General features: G+C 71.6%; 21 protein-coding genes. 13 read left to right on the forward strand and 8 right to left on the reverse strand.

Annotated elements, in window-relative coordinates:
• Positions 1-202: 202 nt before the first annotated feature.
• The 6 genes from ACWEKM_RS06790 to ACWEKM_RS06815 all read right to left on the reverse strand — a co-directional run bounded on the left by ACWEKM_RS06790 (position 203) and on the right by ACWEKM_RS06815 (position 6,640).
• On the reverse strand, positions 203-805 hold the full coding sequence (locus ACWEKM_RS06790; RefSeq protein WP_451620088.1) for a hypothetical protein: 603 nt from the start codon (positions 803-805) through the stop codon (positions 203-205).
• On the reverse strand, positions 792-2,327 hold the full coding sequence (locus tag ACWEKM_RS06795; RefSeq protein ID WP_451620089.1) for a substrate-binding and vWA domain-containing protein: 1,536 nt from the start codon (positions 2,325-2,327) through the stop codon (positions 792-794). Before ACWEKM_RS06795 ends, ACWEKM_RS06790 begins: the two co-directional genes overlap by 14 nt.
• Positions 2,324-3,541 (reverse strand): toxic anion resistance protein, encoded by a 1,218-nt coding sequence (locus ACWEKM_RS06800; protein WP_451620090.1) that lies wholly within the window; start codon positions 3,539-3,541, stop codon positions 2,324-2,326. Before ACWEKM_RS06800 ends, ACWEKM_RS06795 begins: the two co-directional genes overlap by 4 nt.
• Positions 3,542-3,555: 14 nt before the next feature.
• Complete coding sequence (locus ACWEKM_RS06805) at positions 3,556-4,632, reverse strand: hypothetical protein (RefSeq protein WP_451620091.1); 1,077 nt, start codon at positions 4,630-4,632, stop codon at positions 3,556-3,558.
• 179 nt (positions 4,633-4,811) lie between these two features.
• Positions 4,812-5,279 (reverse strand): SCO4983 family protein, encoded by a 468-nt coding sequence (locus tag ACWEKM_RS06810; protein ID WP_451620092.1) that lies wholly within the window; start codon positions 5,277-5,279, stop codon positions 4,812-4,814.
• A gap of 149 nt (positions 5,280-5,428) precedes the next feature.
• On the reverse strand, positions 5,429-6,640 hold the full coding sequence (locus ACWEKM_RS06815; RefSeq protein WP_451620093.1) for a pyridoxal phosphate-dependent aminotransferase: 1,212 nt from the start codon (positions 6,638-6,640) through the stop codon (positions 5,429-5,431).
• 435 nt (positions 6,641-7,075) lie between these two features.
• On the opposite strand from ACWEKM_RS06815, the gene ACWEKM_RS06820 reads away from it, so the two are divergent.
• Positions 7,076-7,951, forward strand: a complete 876-nt coding sequence (locus tag ACWEKM_RS06820; RefSeq protein WP_451620094.1) for a S1 family peptidase — start codon at positions 7,076-7,078, stop codon at positions 7,949-7,951.
• A gap of 322 nt (positions 7,952-8,273) precedes the next feature.
• Here the strand turns inward: ACWEKM_RS06820 and ACWEKM_RS06825 are convergent, their stop codons facing one another.
• Positions 8,274-9,884 (reverse strand): N-acyl-D-amino-acid deacylase family protein, encoded by a 1,611-nt coding sequence (locus tag ACWEKM_RS06825; protein ID WP_451620095.1) that lies wholly within the window; start codon positions 9,882-9,884, stop codon positions 8,274-8,276.
• A gap of 10 nt (positions 9,885-9,894) precedes the next feature.
• A complete protein-coding gene (locus tag ACWEKM_RS06830) occupies positions 9,895-11,160 on the reverse strand; it encodes an amino acid deaminase (protein ID WP_451620096.1) in 1,266 nt (421 codons plus the stop codon).
• A 129-nt stretch (positions 11,161-11,289) separates the two neighbouring features.
• On the opposite strand from ACWEKM_RS06830, the gene ACWEKM_RS06835 reads away from it, so the two are divergent.
• The 12 genes from ACWEKM_RS06835 to ACWEKM_RS06890 all read left to right on the forward strand — a co-directional run bounded on the left by ACWEKM_RS06835 (position 11,290) and on the right by ACWEKM_RS06890 (position 22,919).
• A complete protein-coding gene (locus tag ACWEKM_RS06835) occupies positions 11,290-12,675 on the forward strand; it encodes a PfkB family carbohydrate kinase (protein ID WP_451620097.1) in 1,386 nt (461 codons plus the stop codon).
• On the forward strand, positions 12,672-13,439 hold the full coding sequence (locus ACWEKM_RS06840; RefSeq protein WP_451620098.1) for an IclR family transcriptional regulator: 768 nt from the start codon (positions 12,672-12,674) through the stop codon (positions 13,437-13,439). Before ACWEKM_RS06835 ends, ACWEKM_RS06840 begins: the two co-directional genes overlap by 4 nt.
• A gap of 13 nt (positions 13,440-13,452) precedes the next feature.
• Positions 13,453-13,863: a RidA family protein gene (locus ACWEKM_RS06845; RefSeq protein ID WP_451620099.1), complete on the forward strand. Its 411-nt coding sequence runs from the start codon at positions 13,453-13,455 to the stop codon at positions 13,861-13,863.
• 246 nt (positions 13,864-14,109) lie between these two features.
• Complete coding sequence (locus tag ACWEKM_RS06850; RefSeq protein WP_451620100.1) at positions 14,110-14,691, forward strand: hypothetical protein; 582 nt, start codon at positions 14,110-14,112, stop codon at positions 14,689-14,691.
• A 350-nt stretch (positions 14,692-15,041) separates the two neighbouring features.
• Entirely contained in the window at positions 15,042-15,869 is an 828-nt protein-coding gene (locus ACWEKM_RS06855) for a hypothetical protein (RefSeq protein ID WP_451620181.1), read from the forward strand.
• Positions 15,870-15,942: 73 nt separating this feature from the next.
• Positions 15,943-16,644: a Flp pilus assembly protein CpaB gene (gene cpaB / locus ACWEKM_RS06860; protein ID WP_451620101.1), complete on the forward strand. Its 702-nt coding sequence runs from the start codon at positions 15,943-15,945 to the stop codon at positions 16,642-16,644.
• 12 nt (positions 16,645-16,656) lie between these two features.
• A complete protein-coding gene (locus tag ACWEKM_RS06865; protein WP_451620102.1) occupies positions 16,657-17,943 on the forward strand; it encodes an AAA family ATPase in 1,287 nt (428 codons plus the stop codon).
• A 5-nt stretch (positions 17,944-17,948) separates the two neighbouring features.
• On the forward strand, positions 17,949-18,326 hold the full coding sequence (locus ACWEKM_RS06870; protein ID WP_451620103.1) for a TadE/TadG family type IV pilus assembly protein: 378 nt from the start codon (positions 17,949-17,951) through the stop codon (positions 18,324-18,326).
• Positions 18,327-19,368: 1,042 nt separating this feature from the next.
• Positions 19,369-19,683, forward strand: coding sequence for a TadE/TadG family type IV pilus assembly protein (locus ACWEKM_RS06875; protein ID WP_451620182.1), 315 nt, complete (start codon positions 19,369-19,371; stop codon positions 19,681-19,683).
• A gap of 18 nt (positions 19,684-19,701) precedes the next feature.
• Positions 19,702-21,039 (forward strand): CpaF family protein, encoded by a 1,338-nt coding sequence (locus tag ACWEKM_RS06880; protein WP_451620104.1) that lies wholly within the window; start codon positions 19,702-19,704, stop codon positions 21,037-21,039.
• A gap of 10 nt (positions 21,040-21,049) precedes the next feature.
• Positions 21,050-21,994 (forward strand): type II secretion system F family protein, encoded by a 945-nt coding sequence (locus tag ACWEKM_RS06885; RefSeq protein WP_451620105.1) that lies wholly within the window; start codon positions 21,050-21,052, stop codon positions 21,992-21,994.
• A 37-nt stretch (positions 21,995-22,031) separates the two neighbouring features.
• Positions 22,032-22,919, forward strand: a complete 888-nt coding sequence (locus tag ACWEKM_RS06890; RefSeq protein WP_451620106.1) for a DUF5936 domain-containing protein — start codon at positions 22,032-22,034, stop codon at positions 22,917-22,919.
• The last annotated feature ends 225 nt before the right edge of the window (positions 22,920-23,144 follow it).

The raw sequence follows: 23,144 nt of genomic DNA on the forward strand, positions 1-23,144 counted from the left end.
GTACGCGGACGACCCTCCGCCTTGCGATGCACCGCACCAGACGCCACGGGCCCCGCCCTCCGGGCGGACGACGCTACTTTCGAAACACGCCCTAGGACCGGCGAGGCCCCGTACAACGGCGTGCGGGGTCATGGCCTGTCGGCGTCCTCCCGTCCGCCCCGGCGGGAGGACGCCGACAGGCCCTCGCCACCGGCCGCCCGGTTCAGTTGGAGCGGTCCTCCAGGTATCGGGTGTGCGATTCCTGGCGGCGGGTCTCGGCGTCCCGGAGTGCCGTCGCCAGCCGTTCGGCCTCCTCGTACAGCAGGGTCAGCTGCCGCTCCAGGTGCCGCTCCGGCGGTTCGGTGCCAGGCGTCAGCCGCGTCCACCACCGGGTGCGCACATACGCGTCGACCGCCTCGGGGATGTCCTGCCGCACGGTCCGCGACAGCGTGTGCATGCCCTCCGGGTCCTGCGCCAGCACCTCGGTGACCCACCCCGGGTCCAGCAGGGCGGCCAGCAGCTCGGTGAGTTCGGTGAGCCGTCCGGCCGCCGCGGGCGGCAGGTCGACGTCCGCGAGATAGCCGCGCAGGGTCTCGAAATCGTCGCGCAGCTCGTCGAGTTGGGCACTCGGATCCGGGAAGTCCGGCAGCGCGGGCCGCTCCGGCGGGGCGATCAGCGCGCCCGCCCCGTACAGCCCTGCCACCACGACCGGCCAGTACGGTCCCGCCACCCCCGTGAAGGTCAGCGCGAGCCCGGCGAGGCCGCAGAAGCCGCCCGCGATGTTCTTGCGGGACTCCAGATAGCCGACGAATCTACTGGTAGCCACGGATCTCCTCGAAGGCGCCGTCGAGCGAGCCGTTGCGGGCGTCGAACAGACGGCCGCCGGTCAGATCGGCGATGTGCTGCAACTCCGCCTGGTCGGAGTCGCCGAAGAGAATGGGGAAGACCGGGGTCTCCCGCTCGGTCCGGGTGAGCCCGCGGTAGAACGAGTCGAACTCCTCGGCCTTGGCGCCGGTGGTGTTCTCGCCGTCCGTCATCAGCACGATCGAGGTGAACGTGTCGCCGCCCGTGCCCAGGTGCTCGTACGCCTTCTCCAGCGAGGTGTAGATGGCGGTGTCGCCCTCGGCGGAAAGGGCGTCGGTGTCCTTGCGGATGGCGTCGAGACCGCTGCTCGGATCCGATGGGCTGACCACATGGGCGCGCACGCTCTTCACATCCGAGCCGAACGGCATCAGGGTGACCTCCTCGCGCTGACGGAAGTCCCCGGTGAGATCGGTGAGGGCCTTCTTCAGCCGGTCCAGCCGGTCCCCCTGCATCGAACCCGAGGTGTCGAGCACGTACACCGTGCGCGAGGGGCGGCGCAGTTCGTTCTCGTACGAGTCGAGCAGCCCGTCGGCGACGGAGCGGCTGCCGGGGAAGGGCAGTTCGCGCCGTCTGCCGGTGTCGAGGCCCGCGGCCGGCTTCACCGACGGGACGACCGGGCGGCGATGGGTGTCCTCGGTGATCAGCCGCTGCGCGGAGTCGGTGCGCAGCGCCTCGGCGAGCTTGCGCACGTTCTGGCGGGTGTCGGAGTCGGCGGTGGCGAGCGAGGAGAGCGGGTAGTCGGCGGTGATCACGCCGTCGGTGGGCCGGATCACGGTGAGGTCCGGGATTCCCTTGAGGACCGACTCGTAGTTGAGCAGGGCGTCGACATCGCCGCGCCGCGCGTACGCCCCCGCCAGCCAGCCCGAGGAACCCGAGGTCAGCTGCTGGCCCTTGAAGAACTCCTTGAGCCTCGGCGTCGCCTTCGCCACATCCGCGTCGGTCAGCGCGGACTGGGCGCCGGACAGGGCGGAGGCGACCGAGACCAGCGTGGAGAAACCGGAGTTGGAGCGGGCCGGGTCGGTCATGCCGTAGGTCAGCTTGCCGTCCTGCACGGCCTGTTCGATCTGCCCCCAGGTGACGTCCGCCGGCTTCCAGTGCAGCCGGGCCAGCGCCTCCTGCCGGACGCCGATCGCGACCGGACTCGACATGATCGGCGTCTCGGAGACGACCTTCTTCGCGGCGTCCGGACGCAGCCGCAGATAGTCGTTGGACGACAGCCACAGCGCGTCGTACGCCCCGTCGGTCGTGCCCTTCGCCACCATGTCGACCGCGTCGAGGGTGCCGATGTAGGTGGGGCGGACGGTGATGCCGGTTTCCTTGCTGATCTGCTCCAACACCGGCTTCATGTCGGTGAGTTCACTGGAGGCGAGGACGCGCAGGGTGCCGGGCCGGGGCGCGGTGTCGTCGGGCTCCGGGTGCGACTCGGGGGTACAGGCGGTCAGCAGGGCGGCGGCAGCCGCGAGGACGGCCAGGCGACGTCTCACGCCTTACCCCCGTCCAGGGCGCCCTGCGTCCGGCTGCGCTCCAAGTAGGAGCTGGCGTGCTGGAGTTCGGCGGTGAGGCTCTCGACCGTCGTCGCCATCGCCTCCGTGGCCTGGACCTTGTAGGTGTCGATCGCGTCCAGGGTGCGGTAGATCTGCTGGAAGGCGGAGCGCAGGGTCTCGGCGCCGACGGCCGGGTCGGCGGCGATGCGCTGGATCTCCCCGCTCTGTGTGCTCAGCATCTCGGCATTGCCGCGGATCAGCTCCTCGGTCGTCCCGCGCAACGCGTTGACCTGCTCGATGACCTTCTTCTGGTTGTCCAGGGCGGAGGCCAGCATCACGGAGATGCGCAGCGCCGAGACGGTCGTGGTGGCCGCGCGTTCGACGCCCTTGATCAGTTCCTCGTTGTTGCGGCGTACGACGTCCATGGCGAGGTAGCCCTGCGCGCACACCGCGAGCTGGGTGAGCAGGTCCTGGTGCTTCTGCCGGACCGGGAAGAGCACGTCCGCGCGGAGGTTGTCGGCCCGCTCCGGCTCGCTCACGGCCACGCCGCCGATGTGCCCCTCGACGGCGGTGTCGAGCGCTTCGGTGAGCACGACGTACTCCTGGAGCTTGCCCATGGTCTCCCACAGCCGCACCCGCTCGGTCTGCAACGCGGCGTTGTCGCGGCGCAGTTCGTCCTGGCCGCCGCGCAGCGAGCCGACGATCTTGTTCAGGGTGCCCTGTGCGGAGGCGTACTTGGCGACGTGGTCACGCAGCTTGTTGCCGCCGGGCAGCCGGGACAGGAACTTGCGGCCCTTGCTCGCGGGCAGATCGCGCGGGTCGAGGTCGTCGACGACCCGGCGGAGTTCGACGAGGGACCCGGCCACCTGGGACTGGGCGTCGCCGCCCTTGCCGGGCAGACTGCGGACGGCGCGATCCAGCATGCGGTTGGACTGTGCGGCGGCGCTGCGCATCTCACCGGAGCCGAGCGCGGTGATCTCGCCGACCTTGCCCGCGAACTCGGGCGAGCGGGAGTCGAGGCCGGCGAGCCCCGCTATGTACGCGGCGGCCTTGCGGGCCATGTCGTCGCGGACTTCCGCGTCGACGGGCACCAGGCCGCCGGCCTTCTCTCGGGGCACGGGCGCCACGGCTTCGGGCGGGGTGAGCGTGAGGACGTCGTCGCCGCTGAGCGTCGGCTCATGGCCGCTCGGGATGATGTGATTGAAGCTGCTCATAGGTATCCCCCGGATCAGCCGCGTGCCCGGCGGGCCATCTCGTGCAGCACCTCGGAGGTGGGCACGGGCGCCTGCCGGACACCGGTCAGCTGCTGGTTGAGGTAGGCGGCACGGTCGGCCGTGGCCGCGATGAACTCGGCGGTGTCGCCCTGCGGGCGGAAGCCGTGCTTGACGGCCAGCTTGCGCAGCGTCGGGTCGGTGCTGAGCAACTCCCCGAGCGCGCGGCCCTCGTCGGTGAGCGGTACGACGGTGTGGTCGCTGTTGACGGTCGTGTCGGGGTAGAGGACGACGAGGTCGTCGACCGACTTCTGTTCGCCGAGGAGCGTGGCGACCTGCGACTCGTACACCAGCACCAGCGGATTGCCGGCCCCGCTGATGAAGTCCCGGAACGGACCGTCCGAGCTGGACTGCTGGGCGCCCTGGACGGAGATCAGCTTGTGCAGCAGGGGCGCGGTGCGGTCGACGTCGGCCGTGCTCGCGGCGACCTTGCCGCCGCCCGCGACATAGGAGGCCGCGGCCAGATAGAGGGCGCCGGAGTTGGAGGACTCCGGGTCGGTGCTGGCGATGTAGAGGGTGCCGGTCAACTCCCCGTGCCGGTCGGCCCCCTTGAGCTGCTGCCAGGTCCGGTCGTGGCGGGCGGCGTCGAGATAGGCGGCCATCTTCAGGGTGCCGCGGCTCTTGCCGTCGAGCTTGGCCAGCCCGTTGGCGGCGAGCACATCGGCCGCGCTGCGGTGCGCCACCACGACGAGCGGTGAATAGAAGGGGCGCGGCAGGGGCTGGCGCACCTGGTATTTGGCGGCCAGTTGGTCGGCCGGGGCCTGGCTGGACGGGAAGGCGAAGTCGTACCCCTTGAGGTCGAGGCCCTCCATCGCCCAGGACCCCGATGACTCGGTCTTCACGGCGAAGCCCTTGGCGGCCAGGGCCTTCACCACGTCGGGATCGGCGAAGAACTCGGCCTTCTCCGATCCGATCACTCCCTGCACGGTCTTCGTTGCCGTGCCCTTGTCCTCGCCTTGTCGGCCTGCGATGACGGCAGCCACCACGCCGCCGATCAGCAGCACCGCGAGGACTATTCCCGCGATACGTCTCACGCGAGGCAGACTGCTCCCGGAATTCAACGTTCCGCGGAGGGGATGGTGAACGGAGGGTGTCGGGCCGATCCCGTTATGCAACAGGAATAAGCCATTCCGTCTGGCGGGTCGAGGGCGCCCGGTCCGCGCGTCGCTGCGGGTGCGCGCGGACCGGGGCCGTCCGGGAGGCCCTGTCCGGGTCAGTGGGTTGCGCTGAGTTCCGGCAGGTCGCTCAGGGCGGCGGCGTGGGCGTCCATGCGCTCGGCGGACAGGATCGCCGCCGTGGTGTCGGCGCGGGACGCCGCGACGACCAGGGCGCGCCCGGCCAGCGTGTGCGCCCGGTGGTGCAGGGCGGCCTGTCGGACGTCGGCTGGGCGGAGGTCTGCCGGGCGGAGGTCGGCCGCGGCGCCGGACGCGCGGACCGGGGCGCACCCTCCCCGCAGCCGGGTCACCTGCTCGGCGAGCCGTGCGGACGCCGCGTCCAGCTCGTCGGAGGGCGTGAGGGCGCGCAGCTCGTCCGTGACGGCGAGCAGGGCCGCGAGATGTCCGGCGAGCTGGATGTCCAGCTCCTCCTCGCGCGACCGGTGGGGGAAGTCGGAGGGGGTGCCGGCCATCGGGGTGCCGTGGGGGGACCGGTGCGACGGTCCGGGGCGAGTCGGTTCGTACATGGGAGATGGCCTCCTGTGCTCTGACAGGAAGCCATCCTAGCTTGGAATTCGTCTAAAGTTGACCCTGATCGCGTAAGCGGGTCGGGTGGTTACCCGGCGTGAGCCACGGCGCCCGGCCGACTCCCGCGCAGTTTGGGGCTGGAGCTGGGCTAGAGCTGCGCGTAGCCGTCCAGGAACGTGCCGATCCGGGTCACCGCGTCCCGCAGGTCCCCCACCGAGGGCAGCGTCACCACGCGGAAGTGGTCCGGTTCCGGCCAGTTGAAGCCCGTGCCCTGGACGACCATGATCTTCTCGCGGCGCAGCAGATCGAGGACCATCTGGCGGTCGTCCTTGATCTTGAAGACGTTCGGGTCCAGGCGCGGGAAGAGGTACAGCGCGCCCCTGGGTCGCACACAGGTCACGCCCGGGATCTGCGTCAGCAGCTCGTAGGCGACGTCCAGCTGCTCCTTCAGCCGCCCGCCCGGCAGCACCAGCTCGTTGATCGTCTGGCGTCCGCTCAGGGCGGCCACGACGCCGTGCTGGCCCGGCATGTTCGCGCACAGGCGCATGTTCGCCAGGATCGTCAGGCCCTCGATATAGGAGTCGGCGTGCGCCCGCGGCCCGGAGATCGACATCCAGCCCACCCGGTAGCCGGCCACCCGGTACGCCTTGGACATGCCGTTGAAGGTCAGCGTCAGCAGGTCCGGAGCGACCGCGGCCGTCGGGGTGTGGGTGGCGTCGTCGTAAAGGATCTTGTCGTAGATCTCGTCCGAGCAGACCAGCAGGTTGTGCCGGCGGGCGATGTCCGTGAGGCCCTTCAGCACCGCCTGGTCGTACACCGCGCCCGTCGGGTTGTTCGGGTTGATGATCACGATCGCCTTGGTGCGGTCGGTGACCTTGCGCTCCACATCGGCGAGGTCGGGCATCCAGTCGGACTGCTCGTCGCAGCGGTAGTGGACGGCGGTGCCGCCGGAGAGCGAGACGGCGGCCGTCCACAGCGGGTAGTCGGGGGCCGGTACGAGGACCTCGTCCCCGTCGTCGAGGAGCCCCTGCATCGCCATCACGATCAGCTCGGAGACGCCGTTGCCGATGTAGACGTGCTCGACGTCGGTCTCGATGCCGAGGGTCTGGTTGTGCATGACGACCGCGCGGCGCGCCGCGAGCAGGCCCTTGGCGTCGCCGTAGCCGTGCGCCGACGACATATTGCGGAGGATGTCCTCCAGGATCTCGGGCGGGCACTCGAAGCCGAACGCGGCCGGGTTGCCGGTGTTCAGCTTGAGGATCCGGTGCCCGGCCGCCTCCAGCCGCATCGCCTCCTCGAGCACCGGGCCGCGGATCTCGTAACAGACGTTGGCGAGCTTGGTCGACTGGATCACCTGCATGTCCGCGAGCTTACGACCAGGTAACGCCCCTTGGATGGTGTTCTCTGCCACGTGAGACGCCCGACCGCGGGCCACCGCCCCGGCGGGCGGCCCGCGGAACCCGCGAAAACAGGCGGCCGTGGCGGCCCGGAACCCGCGCCGGCCCGCGACGGGAATTCGTCGTCTCGCATCCACCAGGACGAGTGACCCGCGGGCATTGCCGACGGCTCGGGGGCGGGCGCGCCGTACGGGTGGGGCGACTGTGTTCGGCCGGGCGAGTGACCCGTCTGGTGGTCCAACTGGGGCCGGATGTCGGGGAGTCGGGGTGGCCGGTGCCCTGCGTGGGGATGTGTACGGCTTCTTGCTGTCGGCCCTCGATGGCTTCACAATGCGCATGACAAGACTGTGGCGGCCGGAAGATCTCCGGTCGCTTACGTCTGCAGAGGGGACCCCCACATGAACAAGCCTCTCCTTGCCGCGCTCGCGACCCTGGTGATCACCGGGGCGGGCATGGCGCCCGCAGCCGCCGCCACGGCGACGGACGCCACCGGCACGGCGGCGAAGTCCGCCGTCGCGAAGTCCGCCGCGCCCGCGATCCAGGCCGTCGACTTCGCCGGCACCGTCGCGCTCAGCAACTGCTCCGGCTCCGTCGTCCGCTTCCCGGACTCCGCCGACACCGACCCGGCCCTGGTGCTCACCAACGGGCACTGCCTGGAGACCGGCTTCCCGGCCGCCGGCCAGGTCATCGTCGACCAGGCGTCCAGCCGCACCTTCGGCCTGCTCGACGCCTCGGCCACCGAGGTCGGCACGCTGCACGCCGACAAGATCGCCTACGCGACGATGACCGACACGGACGTCACGATCTACCAGCTGACCACCACGTACGAGCAGATCAAGAGCGAGTACGGGATCGACGCCCTGACGGTGCAGGAAACACACCCGACCGCCGGCACCGCCATCACGGTCGTCTCCGGCTACTGGAAGCGGACCTACGCCTGCTCCATCGACGGCTTCGTCTACCGCCTGAAGGAGGGCGACTGGACCTGGAAGGACTCCGTCCGCTACACCTCGGACTGCGACACCATCGGCGGCACCTCGGGCTCCCCGGTGATCGACGACGCCACCGGAAAGGTCGTCGCCGTCAACAACACCGGCAACGAGGACGGTGCCCAGTGCACCGAGAACAACCCCTGTGAGGTCGCCGAGGACGGCACCGTCACCGTCCGCCAGGGCATCAACTACGCCGAGGAGACCTACCAGATCCCGGCCTGCTTCACGACCGGCAACAAGCTGGACCTGAGCGCTGGCGACTGCACCCTGCCCAAGCCGTAGCGCTCCGCTCGGTGGGGCCGGGATGCGTCGTAGTCGGGCTGCGCCGTCGGTCGGCTGCGGCGGCATTGTGGCTGGTCGCGCAGTTCCCCGCGCCCCTTTGGGGCCCGTTTGGGGCGCTGCCGACGGCAGTGCGCTCGGTCCATTCAGCCGCTGCCTTCGGCGGTCAGGCGGGGGTCCGGCGGATCGCCGGTCCGGCCAGCTCATCCGTTCGGTGGGGCCGTGATGCGTCGTGTTGTCGGTCGGCTGCGGCGGTGTTGTGGCTGGTCGCGCCCGCGCGGCGGAGCCGCATAATGACACAGCCCCGCGCCCCTTTGGGGCGCTGTCAGGCGGGGGTTCGGCGGATCGCTCGTCCCGCCAGTACGTCCGTGCGGCGGCCGTTCTCGATCACGAACCGGCCGTCGACCAGGACGTACGGGATGCCGGTGGGCAGCGTGCGCGGCTGTTCATAGGTGGACCCCGCCGCGACCGTACGGGGGTCGAACAGGACCAGGTCGGCGCGGTACCACTCGCGGACGAGCCCGCGGTCCGGCAGACGCAGCCGGGCCGCGGGGCGCGAGGTGAGGTGCGCGACGCACTCCTCCAGGGTCAGCACCCCCAACTCCCGTACGTACCGGCCCAGATAGTGCGGAAAGGTGCCGTACGCGCGCGGATGCGGCTTGGCGCCCCGCAGGATGCCGTCCGAACCGCCGGTGTGCACGCCGTGCCGCATGATCGCGCGGACGTTCTCCTCGTGGCCCACATGCTGGAGGATCGTGGACCCCAGCCGGTCCTCGACCAGCAGCCTGCGGGCCGTCGTCCAGGGCGCCTCGCCGCGCCGCCGCGCCGACTCCAGGACCGTGCGGCCGACATGGTCGGCGAGGGCCGGGTCGGTCACCCCGGAGATCTCGATCGTGTCCCACTCGACGGGCACGCCGTGGCAGCCGTCGGAGCCGACGGCCTCCAGGTGGTGCCGGATCCGCTCGGCGGTCGCCTCGTCGGTGAGCCGCCCGAGGATCTCCTCCGGGCCGCCCTCGCTCGCCCAGCCGGGCAGCAGCGCCGCGAGCGTCGTACAGCCCGGGGTGTAGGGGTAGGTGTCGAGGCTGATGTCGCCGCCGGCGGCGAGCGCGTCGTCCAGGAGGGCCAGCAGCTCGGGCGCGCGGCCCTTGTTCACACCGAAGTTGAGGGTGGCGTGCGCGAGGTGCAGGGCGCAGCCCGCCGTGCGGGTCAGCTCCACCATCTCCGCGTACGCCGCCAGTGCGCCCGCCCCGTAGGAACGGTGGTGCGGGCAGTAATAGCCGCCGTACCGGGCCACCACCCGGCACAGCTCGGTGAGTTCCGCGTCCTTTGCGTACATGCCGGGCGTGTAGGTGAGCCCCGACGACATGCCGACCGCGCCCTGCTCCATGCCCTCGGCGACCAGCCGCCGCATCCGGTCCAGCTCTGCGGGCGAGGCCGGACGGTCCTCCCAGCCGACGGCGAGCGCGCGCACCGTGCCCTGCGGGATCAGATAGGCGGCGTTGACGGCGATGCCCCCATCCAGCCGGTCCAGGTACTCGCCGACGGACCGCCAGTCGAAGTCGATGTCGTCGCCGTACCCGTTCCAGCCGGTGATCGCCCGGCGCACCTCGTCGAGCGTGCGGTCGTCGACCGGGGCGTACGACAGCCCGTCCTGCCCGATGACCTCCAGGGTCACGCCCTGCGCGGCCTTCGCGCTGTGGTCGGGATCGCGCAGCAGGGCGAGATCGCTGTGGGCGTGCATGTCGATGAAGCCGGGGGAGAGCACCAGCCCCTCGGCGTCCAACTCGCGGCGGGCCTCGGGCCGCCCGCAGCCCGCCTGGGCGGCCTCCTGGACGATCGAGACGATCCGGCCGCCGTCCACCACCACGTCGGCGCGGTACGACGGACGCCCGCTGCCGTCCACGACGTCCGCGTCCCTGATGACCAGCTCTGCCACGCGCTGCCTCCTAGAAGAACGTGCGGATGTATTCGACGACCGTGCCGTCCGCCTCGGTCAGCGGGATCAGCTGCCACTTGTCGAAGGACGTGCACGGGTGGGACAGGCCGAGCCCGATCCAGTCGCCGACCTCCAGGTCCGCCTCCGGTTCGGTGCGCAGCCAGGCGTGCTGGTCGGACAGGCCGGTCACCGAGACCCCGGTCGCCGGCCGCTGCGTGCCGTTCCTGCGTACCACCAGGGCGCAGGGCAGGCCGAGGTCGTGGGCCGCGTCCCGCTTGCCCGCGTTGGCGAACGCCTGCTCGGCCGAGGGGCGCGAGACGATCTGCGCCCACAGCCGGAAGGCGGGCTCCAGGGCGCCCTCCCGCGGAATCCGGTGGAAGGGGGTCAGCCCGCGGTAGTGGCCGTCGTCGTGCGAGACATAGGCGCCGGAGCGGAGCAGCTTCAGGACGGGGCGGGACAGCGGCGGGAGTTCGGCGAACACATCGGCCACCGCGTCGAACCAGGCGCTGCCGCCCGCGCTGACGACGACCTCCCCGGCGTCCGCGAACCGGCCCGCCCGGTCGAAGTCCGCGGCGAGCGCGACCAGCCGGCGCAGCCACGCGTGCACCCGCTCCGGGTCGGCCCGCGGCACCTCGCCCTCGTACCCGGCGACACCGACCAGCCGCAGCGTCCCCGCGGCCGCCACCGCGTCCGCGACCGCCGCGCACTCCGCCTCCGTCCGCACGCCGGTGCGGGCGCCCTCGCCGGCGGCCAGTTCGACCACCACGTCCACCGGGCGGGCGGCCCCGCGCAGTGCCGCGTCCATCAGCGCCACGCCGCGCACCGAGTCGACGTAGCAGACGAAGCGGAAGGACGGGTCCGCGGCGAGTTCGGCGGCGATCCAGCGCAGGGCCGCAGCGTCCACCAGTTCGTTGGCGAGGAAGACCCGCTCGACGCCGAACGCCCGCGCCACCCGCACCTGGTGCGGCACCGCCAGCGTGATGCCCCAGGCGCCGTGCGCGAGCTGACGGTGGAAGAGCTGCGGGGCCATGGACGTCTTGCCGTGCGGGGCGAAGGCGAGGCCGTGCCGGGCCGCGTATGTCTCCATGAGCTTCAGGTTGTGCTCAAGGCGCTCGGCGGACAGCGTGAGCACGGGGGTGGCGAAGCCGTCGGTGAAGAGGTTGCGGCGCTGGGCGGCCAGTTCGCCGACGGTCAGCCCGGTGGCGTCCGGCGGGAGGCCCTTGAACCGGTGGTCGACGCGTTCCTCGGCCAGGCGGGCGAGCGCCTCGATGCTCATGGAACCTCCCTGATCAGGTGCGTTGCGCTATCTGCAACGACCGTTGCGTATATCGCTCACTGCTGTCTAACATCTCGGCCAACGCGGGGTCAACGGAGCCGCCGTGACCCGCGTCCGCACCGAGGAGCCATGACGACCGTGACCGACACCGGACCCCGCACCGACCCCGACGTCGTGGATGTCGTGGACGTCGTCGCGCTCGGCGAGTCCATGGTCACGTTCCTGCCCACTCGCACCGGCCGCCTCGCCGACGTGCCCTCCTTCGACCGTGCCATCGGCGGCGCCGAGTCCAACGTGGTCTGCGTCCTGGCCGCCGCCGGGCACTCCACGCGCTGGGTCAGCCGGGTCGGCGCCGATGGCTTCGGCGACCATCTCGTCGGGGCGATCGGGGGATACGGCGTCGACGTCGCCTCGGTGCGGCGGGACCCGGCGCGGTCCACCGGGATCTACTTCCGCACCGCCGGCGACCGGGCGGACGACGACCACGAAGTGGCCTACTACCGGGCCGGTTCGGCGGCCTCCGCGATGACCGTCGACAATATGGACCTGGCGGCGCTGCAGGCCGCACGCATCCTGCATCTGTCCGGGATCACGGCCGCGCTCTCCGACGGCTGCCTCGACCTGCTGCGCGCACTCACCGCGCCTTGGCCCGGCCGCCGCCCCCTCGTCTCCTTTGACGTGAACCTCCGCCCCGGCCTGTGGCGCGACGCCGCCGCCCCCCGGGTGCTGCTCGACCTGGCCCGCGGCTGCGACCTGGTCTTCGTGGGCACCGACGAGGCGGAGGCGGCCTGGGGCGTCGCGGCCGACCCGGACGCGATCCGCACCCTCCTGCCGGAGCCCCGGGTCCTGGTGGTGAAGGAGGGCGCCCGGGGGGCGACGGTCTTCGAGCGCGCCGCCGCGCCTGGTGCGCCTGGCATGTCCGGTACGTCTGGCACGTCCGGTGCGCCTGCCGTGCCTGGTGGGCCCGCCGTGCCCGACGGGGGCGATGCGAGCGCCATGGGCGGTGCGACCGGTGCCGACGCGGTGCGCGGTACGGGGGGTACGTACGACGTTGATGATGCCGGGGACGCCCGGCCAGTGCGCACCGGCCCCGGCCGTACCGGGTCCGGCCGCGCTGACCCCGGCCGTACCGACTCCGGCCGTACCGACTCCGGCCGTACCGGGGGCGGGCGGGGACCGGACCGAGGGGCGCGGCCCGGTCCCGGCCCGGTCACCCGTACCTCCGTGCCCGCGCTGTGCGTCGACGTCGTCGCGCCCGTCGGCGCCGGTGACGCCTTCGCCGCCGGGTTTCTGTCGGCGACGCTGCGCGGGCTGCCCGCGCGGGAGCGGCTCCGGTCCGGGCATCTCATGGCCGCCGCCGCGCTCACCGTGCCCGGCGACCTCGCCCTGCCCCCCGCCAGGGACCACGCCGACCGGCTGATCGCCCTGGACGACGCGGCGTGGGGGAGACTTCGACTCGGCCCCGGCTGGACACGTACCGCAGGCCGGGCCGACGAGGAGGTACCCGGACCATGAGCCAGACCGTCGACCGCGCGCTGAGCATCCTGCCGCTGCTCGCCGAGGGCCCCGCCGACCTCGGCCGGGTCGCCGACCGGCTCGGCGTGCACAAGTCCACCGCGCTGCGCCTGCTGCGCACCCTGCACGAACACGGCCTCGTCTACCGCCAGGCCGACCATCGCTACCGGCTCGGCGCCCGCCTCTTCGCCCTCGCCCAGGAGGCGATGGAGAACCTCGACATCCGCGAGATCGCCCACCCCCACCTCGTCCGCCTCAACGAGAGCTGCGGACACACCGTCCACCTCGCCGTGTACGAGGAGCACGAGGTGCTCTACATCGACAAGGTGGACAGCCGCTACCCGGTGCGCATGTACTCGCGGATCGGCAGGCCCGTCGCCCTCACCGTCGCCGCCGTCGCCAAACTGCTCCTCGCCGACCTGCCCGAGGCCGAACGCCGCGCGCTCGCGGAGCGGCTCGACTACCCCATGTACACGGCCCGTTCCACCCCCAATGCCACCGCCTTCCTACGGGAGTTGGACAAGGTCCGGGAACAGGGCTGGGCCGCCGACCTCGGCGGCCACGAGGAGTCCATCAACTGTGTCGCCGCCCCCGTCCGCGGCACCGACGGCCGGGTGGTCGCCGCGATGTCCGTGTCCGCGCCGAACGTGGTCGTCACCGCCGACCAACTCCTCACCCTGCTCCCGCAGGTGCGCCGCACCGCCGACGCCATCAGCGGCGAGTACTCCGGCAGAACTCCCGTTCCTCCAGCAGAACTCCAGTGAAGGAAACCCCCGCATGACCGAGAAGATCGCGCTCACCCCCACGACCCACACCACCCCGCCCGCGAAGTTCTCGCACGGGGTCAGGAAGGGCAACTTCCTCCAGGTCGCCGGCCAGGTCGGTTTCCTCCCCGCCGAGCCGGGCAAGCCCCCCACACCCGCCGGCCCCACCCTGCGCGAGCAGACCCTCCAGACCCTCGCCAACGTCAAGTCGATCCTGGCGGAGGGCGGCGCGAGCTGGGACGACGTGATGATGATCCGCGTCTATCTCACCGACGTCGACCACTTCGCCGAGATGAACGAGATCTACAACACCTACTTCGAGGAGCAGGGCCTCACCCAGCCGCCCGCCGCGCGCACCACCGTCTATGTCGGCCTGCCCGCAGGACTCCTCATCGAGATCGACGCGCTCGCCGTACTCGACTGACCGCCCCCCACCGCACCAGGGACCGTCCTGGAGTCGGACCGATAGGACTGATAGGGCTGACAGGACTGTTAGGCCCGATCAGCCCTATCGGTCCCGTCGGTCGCGGGGCTTCGCGGTCGCGGCCCTGTTGTGCCTGTTCGTACGGCGAGTTGACCGGCCTCGCGTGGGGGCGGCGTCACCAGGGTGAACCGGAGTGAAGGGTGGGCTGACTGGTTCCGGCACAGGAACGTCGTCCATACTGCCCGCGTGGAGCAGCGCATAGGATCGAGCAGCCAGCCCATCGAGGGCGCCGGATTCGACCCGGCCTTCATTCCCGGGATCACCGCGCCCGTGTCGGCGGAGCGGCAGGACACCGAGCCCGAGGACGCCGTCGAGCCCGAGGAGACGGTCTCGGCCAAGGACGCGGTTTCGGCCAAGGACACGGACTCGGCCGAGGACGCGGTTTCGGCCAAGGAGACGGCCTCGGTCGAGGAGACGGAAGCGCCCGCCGCGAAGACCGAGGAGGCCGCCGAGAGCGAGCCCGAGCGGGGCGAGGACGGCGCAGGGCCGGACGGCCCGGTCTTCGAGGCCGCCGACCGCCGTGCCCGGATAGTGGCCGACCGCAAGGGCGTCCGGCTCCGCCTCGACGAGGAGTCCTGCGAGTTCCGCTGGGACGAGATCGGCGCGGTCGAGACGGAGTCGCCCCGCTTCGGAAAGCGGTTCACCATCACGGTGCACACCCCTGACCGCCGCTGGTACCCGATCGAGATCGAGGCGTCGGCCAGGACGCGGTTCAAGGAGTGGGAGGAGCAACTGGACACGGTGCTCGACGCCTACTTCGAGGAGTAGTGACGCGGACGGGGGCGGCGGCCGAAGCCGCCGCCCCCGGGTCTTCCCACACCGCACCCTCCCCAGTCGGTCCGGACCAACCCGCTCTCAAGAGGTCCGGACCAGAAGTCTGTGTGCGCGAGACGTTCGCGAGACGTTCAACCTGTCCTGGTTTGAAGTGAGTTGTGTGAGGGTGGATCCCGTTCGGCTACACAAACGGTGTTCTCCGGTCACAGAGGCGTGGATACAGTGCTCACGTAGTCACGCAGTGAAGTCGTCCCGGCGCACCGGAGTCATCCCCCGGTGCGCCCACGGATGTGAAGAGCGGGGAGTCGCGCGTGCCAACTGCCATCGCCGTGACCAGCGCCGACATGGCGCTGTCCGCGCAGGACGAACGGACCATGCCCGCCGTCGTCCTGCGGGACCTCGACAAGCGGCCGCTCGACCAGGCGCTCGCCGAGCTGCACGCGCTCGTCGAGCAGCACGGGCATCTGATCGTCGTCGGCTCGCAGGCCGCTCCCGCGGCGCTGATCCAGCGGCTGCACACCCTCCGGTCGCTCATGGAGAGCGACCGGATCGCCCTGTTCCGGCCCGCCCTGCCGCCCCTCGGAATCGCCGTCCTGGCCCGCCAGTTGCGTCAGCTCGCCTCCTGCGACCTCAGCCCGGGCGTGCTCGCCTCCGCGGGCCGTCTGCTCACCCACTACATCCACGCCGGCGCGGTCCTCGGTTCGGTCGCCAAGCTGGACCGGGTGCCCGTGGGGCTGAAGGCGCACGCCAAGTCCTGGGTGCCGGGCAGCCAGTTCGCGGTGGTCGCCCATCCGCAACCCCAGCTCGTGCGGATCGGCCCCGAAGCGACCCTGTCCGGACCCGAGTTCAGCACCTGGATGCTGGTCGCCAAGGGGCATCTGCAGTCCGAGTGGATCGGCACGCTCGGCACGGCATGGGGTGCGCACGGGGTGCGTGAGGCCCCGCTGCCGGCCGAGTCCGCGAGCTGGTGGGGGACGGGCCGGATCGTCGAGTTCTGCGGCTATCTCGGCGACCTCTCCGTCCTCTACCAACTGGTCACCTCCGTACGGCAGAGCACCTGCCACTGGTGCGGCATCGACGTCATCGGCGACCGTTGTGTCTTCTGCTCCGCGACCCCGCCGGGCCAGGAGCCATCCGCCCCACGGGCCCTCGAACAACGGACGCCCGCCTGACCGTCCGGCACCGCGACACCGCTCACCCATACGACTGCGCACGACCGATTCCCCCAATGAGGTTGCACGGTTCATGAACTCCCGTCAGCGCCGCGGCGTGATACTCCTGATCCTGTCGGTCGTCTGCGCCCTCGGCGCGTTCACCGGCGTGCTCTTCGTCATCGACGACGTGAAGTCCAAGGTCGGCCCCGAGGTCACCGCGTACCGGCTCACGTCGAACGTGGCGCCGTACACGCCACTGAACACGGGCCAGTTCGAGAAGATCCGGATGCCTGAGCGCTGGTTGTCGGCCAATGCCGTCACCGATCTGCGGCAGATCCGGGGCAAGATCGCCGTGACCACCCTGCGCGAGGGCTCCCTGCTGCAGACCGACATGATCGTCGAGCAGCCCGCCCTCCAGTCGGGGGAGCAGGAGGTCGCCATCATGATCGACGCGGCCACCGGCGTGGCCGGCAAGATCACCCCGGGCTCCCGGGTCAACGTCTACGCCACCTTCGAGGGCAGGCGGGAGGGCGACCCCGACCAGTCCAAGATCATCGTGACCAACGCCCGGGTCCTCGACGTCGGCAAGCTGACCTCCCTGGAGCCGGACAACAAGAACCAGCAGCCGACCGACGCCGTCCCGATCACCTTCGCGCTGTCCACCATCGACGCCCAGCGCATCACGTACGCCGAGTCGTTCGCCCAGCGGGTCAGGCTCGCCCTGGTGGCACCCGGCGGCGAGACCACCGTCCCGGACAAGGACCGCACCTACGAACTCGCGACGGACAAGTGAGAGGCGGTCCGCATGCCCACCAGAATCCTCCCGGCCGTCGGTGACCCGGACGCCGTACGCTCCCTCATCACCCTGCTCAGCCAACTGCCGGACGCCGAACCGCTCCCCCCGGTCGGCGACTCCACCCAGCTCGTCGACACCCTCACCCGGCTCGCCGCCGAGTCCGTCGACGAACTGCCCGAGGTCGTCGTCGTGCACGAGCGGATCGGACCCGTACCCGCGCTCGAACTCGTCCGCGAGATCGCCCTGCGCTTCCCCGCCGCCGGCGTCATCCTCGTCACCACCGACGCCGGCCCGGGCCTGTTCGCCGCCGCCATGGACTCCGGCGCCCGCGGCCTGGTCGCCCTCCCGCTGAGCTACGACGAACTGGCCAGCCGGGTGCACGCGGTGGCCCAGTGGTCACAGGGCGTACGCCGGCATCTCGGCCACGGCGCCGACGTGTTCGACGGCACCGGCGGCGCCGGTGGCACCGTCGTCACCGTCAGCGGCGCCAAGGGCGGCGTCGGCACCACCTTCGCCGCCGTCCAGCTCGCCCTCGCCGCCCAGGCGTCCGGCCGGTCCACCGTCCTGGTCGACATGGATCTGCAGACCGGCGACATCGCCTCCTACCTGGACATCCAGTTCCGCCGCTCCGTCGTCGACCTGGCCGCCATCACCGACATCTCCCCGCGCGTCCTTGCCGACGCCGTCTTCCGCCATGACACCGGCCTCGCCCTGCTGCTCGCTCCCGGCGAGGGCGAACGCGGCGAGGAGGTCACCGACCGCGCCGCCCGGCAGATCATCGGCGCCCTGCGCTCCCGCTACGAGGTGGTCGTCGTGGACTGCGGCGCCCAGCTCAGCGGGGCCGGCGCGACCGCCGTGGAGATGGCCGAGACGGCGCTGCTGCTGACCACCCCGGACGTGGTCGCCGTACGGGCCGCCAAGCGCACCGTGCGCATGTGGGACCGGCTCCAGATCCGCAAGGCGGAGGAGACCACCGTCGTCGTCAACCGCCACACCAGGAGCACGGAGATCCAGCCGCAGCTGATCCAGCGCATCACCGGCACCGCGCTGGCCCGTACGACGGTCCCCGCGGGCTTCAAGGAACTCCAGGGCGTCGTGGACGCCGGGCGGGTCCACGAACTCGACGGCCGGAGCGCGGTGAAACAGGCCCTGTGGGCGCTCGCGGGCGAACTCGGCCTGGCCGGCGCGCCCGACGGACCGGCGCACCGCGGCGGCCGGCCACGCGGCGATCGGCCACGCGGCGATCGGCCACGCGGCGACCGGGGCGCGATGAGCTTCCGGCGCCGGAAGGAGTGAACGGCATGGACCGGCCGGCCCGTGACCGGGGTCAGGTCAGCATCGAACTCCTCGGCATGACCCCGCTGATCCTGTTGACCCTGGTGCTGATGTGGCAGTGCGTCCTCGTGGGGTACACCTACACGCTCGCGGGGAACGCTGCCGACGAGGCGGTACGGGCCGCGACGGCCGCGGCGCCGGGCGAGCGGCAGGCCGCCTGCCAGGAGGCGGGACTCCGGCACCTGTCGGAGGCGTGGAAGGGGAATGCCACGGTGACGTGCGGGGGGAGCGGCTATGTGACCGCCGACGTGTCCCTCAAGGTGCCCGTCCTCTTCCCGGGGACCGTCGCCTTCCCGGTCACCGTCCACGGCCACGCGGGCGCGGTGGAGGAGGCGAAACACTGAGATGCGCCATGACCGCGAATCCGCGATCCGCAGCCTGGACGGTGACATGGCCGCCCGGCGCGGAAAGACCGACTCGGGCACCCGACGCCCGGATGGCCAGGCGTACACCGGGCGCCTGGACGGCGGCTTGGGTGCCTGGCGTCTGGTCGGAGGGGTGCGCTTGCGGCGCCGGGGTGGTGACCTTGGTGTCCGGTGGGGGGAGGGTGGTTTCGGGGGCCTGAGCCGGGGAGGCGGCTTGGGAGCCTGGCATCTGGTCAATGGGGTGCGCTTGCGGCGCCGGGACGACGACTTGGACGGTCGGCGGCGGGGCGGAGCGGTGCGCCTGCGGCGTCGGGGTGGTGGCTTGGACGGTCGGGGGCGGGGTGGAGGGGTGCGCTTCTGGCGTCGGGACCGCGACCTCGGTGTCCGGCAGGGCGGCTTCGGTGTCCCGAGCCGGGGTGGTGACCCGGACGCCCGGAGTTCGGCTGGTGGCCTCGGCGCCCGCCGTGTCGGCCGGGGGCTTCGGGTGGTCGGGGTGGGCATCGGGTCTCGCGTCGGCCTCGGCCGTTCCCGTACTCGTCTTCGTGATCTGGGTGCTTGGCGTGGGGATGGTGCCGTGCGCGCTCGCCGCTTGGGAGGCACTCCCCGGGACGTCGGTCCCGGCCTCGGCCTTCGCTCGCGTCTCAGTCGGCTTCGCCAACGCCCCGGCGGGCCCCGCCCCCGTCTCAGTGAGCTTCCAGCCCGCCCCGGTGAGCTTCGCCCCCGCCCCGGTGGGCTTCGAGCCCGTCTCCGTGGGCTTCGTGCTCGCCCCGGTGGGCTTCGTGCCCGTCTCCGTGGGCTTCGTGCTCGCCCCGGTGGGCTTCGTGCCCGTCTCCGTGGGCTTCGTGCTCGCCCCGGTGGGCTTCGTGCTCGCCCCCGTGGGCTTCGTGCCCGTCTCCGCGGCGTTCGTCGTTTCGGTGGCCCGCGCCGCGCCAGCGTCCCCGGTGGCCGGGGCCCGGAGCGGGTCGTACGGGTCCGCCGGTCCGCCCCGCGTGTTCCGCGTCGGGATCGCGGGCAAGTCGCCATCGAATACCTGGGGTTCATCCCGATCCTGCTTCTCGTCGCTCTCGCCGGTATCCAGATCGGGCTCGTCGCGTACACCGCACAGCAGGCGGGGACGGCGGCGCGCGCGGGGGCCCGGGCCGCCTCGTTGCGGCAGGACGCCGCCCAGGCATGCACGGGCGCGGTCAGCGACTGGCTCGCCGACGGCACCCGGTGTGCGACCGCCGAGCTGGGCGACTCGGTCGAGGTCACCGCCACCGTCCACATCCCCTCGGTCGCCTTCGGCTGGGACTTCGGGGACGCCCGCAAGTCCGCGACCATGCCGCTCGACCACTGAACGAGGAGCAGCCCAGCCATGAGCCTGCGGGCACGCATCAACTCCCCCGAGGAGCAAGGCAACCGGGGCGAGGACGGCCACCTGGTCGCCTCCTACCGGGCCAAGCTCCTGGAGGAGATCGACCTCGCGGAGATGAGTTCGCTCGCGGCGGCCGAGCGCCGGGCCCGCCTTGAGCGGGTGCTCGGCCACATCATCAGCCGCGAGGGCCCGGTCCTGTCGACCGTCGAACGCTCCCAGCTGATCCGGCGCGTCGTGGACGAGGCGCTCGGCCTCGGCATCCTGGAACCCCTGCTGGAGGACCCGTCCATCACCGAGATCATGGTGAACGGCGCCGACGCGATCTTCGTGGAACGCGGCGGCCGGGTCGAGCAGTTGCCGCTGCGCTTCGGCTCCGCGGACCAGCTGATGCAGACGATCGAGCGGATCGTCTCGACGGTCAACCGCCGGGTGGACGAGTCCAACCCGATGGTCGACGCCCGCCTCCCGTCCGGCGAGCGCGTCAACGTCATCATCCCGCCGCTGTCCCTCACCGGCCCCATTCTCACCATCCGCCGCTTTCCGCGCTCCTTCACCCTCCAGGAGCTGATCGGCTTCGGCTCACTGGACGAGCACATGCTGTTCCTGCTCGCGGGCCTGGTGCAGGCGAAGTTCAACATCATCGTCTCCGGGGCCACCGGCACCGGCAAGACGACCCTGCTCAACGCCCTGTCCGGACTCATCCCGGCGCACGAGCGGATCATCACCATCGAGGACTCGGCCGAACTCCAGCTCCAGCAGACCCACGTCGTCCGCCTGGAGTCCCGCCCGCCGAACGTCGAGGGCAAGGGCCAGGTCACCATCCGCGACCTGGTGCGCAACTCGCTCCGTATGCGCCCCGACCGCATCGTGGTCGGTGAGGTCCGCGGCGGCGAGTCCCTGGACATGCTCCAGGCGATGTCCACGGGCCACGACGGCTCCCTGGCGACCGTGCACGCGAACAGCGCCGAGGACGCCCTCACCCGGCTGCAGACCCTCGCCTCCATGTCCGACGTCGAGGTCCCCTTCGTCGCCCTGCACGACCAGATCAACAGCGCCGTGGACGTCCTCGTCCAGCTCACCCGGTTCGCCGACGGCGCCCGCCGCATCACCGAGATCGCCCTGCTCGACAGCCACGGCAGCGAGCCGTACCGGCTGGCCACCGCGGCCCGCTTCGACGCCCGGCCCATGACCCCCGACGGCCGCGTCCACGGCACCTTCCGGTACTTTCCGCTCCCGCGCCGCACCGCCGACCGCCTCTACATGGCGAGCCAGCCTCTGCCGCAGGCGTTCGGCGTCGCCCAGAGCGCGGACCAGCTCGCCACCCGAGAGGCCAGGTAGGTAGGCACCCATGGAACTGCACACGCTCGTCATGCTTACTACCGGCGTCACCCTGCTGGCCTGTGCCCTGGCCGTCGTCGGCGTGCACACCTACGCCTCGGGCCGGGCCCAGCGCGCCGCCCTCGTCGAACGCCTCAGCCACGCCGGCCAGATCCCGGCCACCGGCCGCCGGCGCCGCTTTCGCACCCTCGACCGCCGACTGCGTCGCACCCGGCTCGGCCGACGGCTGGAACTGCGTCTCCTGGCGACCGGACTGGACGTCACACCGGGCGAGTTCTTCGCGTACATGCTCGCCGTGGTCGTCGCGCTGTGGCTGATCGGGCAGGCCGTCCTCGCCCCCTTCTTCGGCCCGATCGCCGGGCTGGCCGGCGTGTGGGCGGCCCTGCTGTTCCTCAACTGGCAGCGGCAGAAACGCATCGAACGCTTCATCAACCAACTCCCGGAACTCGCCCGCATCCTGGCCAACGCCACCCAGGCCGGCCTCGCCCTGCGCACCGCGATCGGCCTGGCCGCGGAGGAGCTGGAGGCCCCCGCGGGTGAGGAACTGGCCAAGGTTTCTGACCAGTTGGCGATCGGCCACTCCATGGACGACGCCCTGAGCGAACTGGCCGATCGGCTGCCGTCGCGCGAGCTGGTCGTGCTCGTCACCACCCTTGTGCTGTCGAACCGCGCGGGCGGCCAGGTGGTCGGCGCGCTGCGCAATCTGACCGAGACGCTGGAGGAACGCAAGGAGACCCGGCGCGAGATCCGCACCCAGCTCTCCCAGGTGACCATGACGTCGTACGCCGTCCCCGCGCTCGGTGTGGGCGCGCTGTTCCTCATGAACGGCGTCAAGGACGGCGCCCTCGACCGGATGACCGGCTCACCGATCGGCCAGGCATGCGTGGTGATCGCGTTCGCGATGTACGCGGTCGGGTTCGTCCTCATCCGCCGGATGAGCCGTATCGACGTCTGAGGACCGAGCCGGAAAGGAACGGAAGGAGGGGATCTCTATGGGACTTCTGCTGGCGGTGGTGATGGGCCTCGGCGTCTGGGGCGCGTTCGCCGGGATCCGCATGTACCGGGCGGAGGCCAAGCTGCCCCGCGACCTGGCCGTGGCCCTGGAGGTGGGCGCCACCCGCACCGGCGCCGTCGACTCGCTGATCGACCGCATGGGCATGCGCTACGCCCCCGCGGTGCTGCGCCTGATGGGACCCGAACGGGTTGCCAAGTACCGCCGCAGGATCGACCTCGCGGGCAACCCGGGCGGTCTGACCATCGACCGGTACGCGGCACGGCGGGCGGTCTACGGCGCGCTCGGCGGCGTCGGCTTCCTGGTGATGCTGATGCGCGACCAGTACGTCGTCGCGCTGCTCCTGCTCGCCTTCGGTGCGTTCTGGACCGAGGTCGGCATCTGGTCGGCGATCCGCATCCGCAGGGACGTCATCGAGCGGACGCTGCCCGACTTCCTGGACGTCCTCGCGGTGGTGGTGAGCGCGGGGCTGGGCTTCAGGCAGGCCCTGGACCGGGTCGCCGCCAAGTACGAGGGACCCTGGGCCGACGAACTGCGCATCACGCTGCGCCAGATGGACCTCGGCATGAGCCGCCGCCAGGCGTTCACGGAACTGCGCCGCCGCAACGACTCCGAGCAGGTGGCCATGTTCGTCACGGCGTTGCAGCAGGGCGAGGAACTGGGCGCGCCCATCGTCGACACCCTGGTGGCCCTGGCCAAGGACATGCGCCGCACCGACGCGCAGAACGCCCGCCGCAAGGCCGCCCGAGCGGTGCCCAAGGCCACGCTGATGATCACCACGTTCATGGTCCCGGCCACGATGCTCCTGCTCGGCGCCGGACTCCTGCTGGGCTCCGGGGTGGACTTCGGCACCATCACGGGCAAGTAGACGGGGAAGCGAGCGGGACGGGGGGTGATGGCGGTGACGGCGACGAGAGACGGCGCGACCGGCCGCCGCCGCGCCCGCCTGCCGGGATGGGCGAGACGGACCCCGGCGCAAAGCACCACAAACCCAACCGGACCCGAGCCGACGCCCGCATACGAACCGGACCATGAACTCGGCCCTGAGCGCGGCCATGAACTCGGCCGTGAATACGACTGCGGACCCGGCCGT

Source organism: Streptomyces sp. NPDC004752 (assembly GCF_053601275.1).